A 410-nucleotide genomic window follows, 5' to 3' on the forward strand; every position below is an offset into this window, starting at 1 on the left:
GTCGCCGTCTTTGCCTATTTCGTCTTCCGCGAGGATCTCAACGGCTGGCGCATCGCCGGCATTGCCTGCATCTGCGCCGGCACAATTCTGATCGCGCAAAGTGGACGAGGGCATGAGGACCAGACCGCTTCCATCACCTCCGACAAGGTCGGCACAAGCGAGATCCTTCGATGAGACATGTGATTTTCGGCGGCGACGGCTTCGTCGGTCGTCATCTTGCGCCCAAGCTCGCCGCCGACGGCGAGAACGTCGTCGTCGCCGACATCGTCAAGAGCGACCTGCCGCATTATCGCTCGGTGCGCTTCATCACTTGCGACGTCACCAATCCGGCTTCGGTCGCGGCGGTCGGGCTCAAGGCCGACGACATGGTCTACAATTTGTCGGCCAAGATGCTGTCGCCGATCCAGGTC

At 61.5% G+C, this 410-nt stretch carries 1 protein-coding gene and 1 pseudogene; both read left to right on the forward strand.

What is annotated here, in order from left to right; all coding sequences use genetic code 11:
* Positions 1-174 (forward strand): annotated as a pseudogene (locus EN738_RS36715) (transporter); the annotation flags it as partial.
* The coding region (locus tag EN738_RS35060) for an NAD(P)-dependent oxidoreductase (RefSeq protein ID WP_145967075.1) at positions 171-410 on the forward strand (240 nt) is incomplete at its 3' end. The pseudogene EN738_RS36715 and the gene EN738_RS35060, both read left to right, overlap by 4 nt.

The sequence above is a fragment of the Mesorhizobium sp. M4B.F.Ca.ET.017.02.2.1 genome (assembly GCF_003998955.1).
GTDB lineage: Bacteria > Pseudomonadota > Alphaproteobacteria > Rhizobiales > Rhizobiaceae > Mesorhizobium > Mesorhizobium abyssinicae.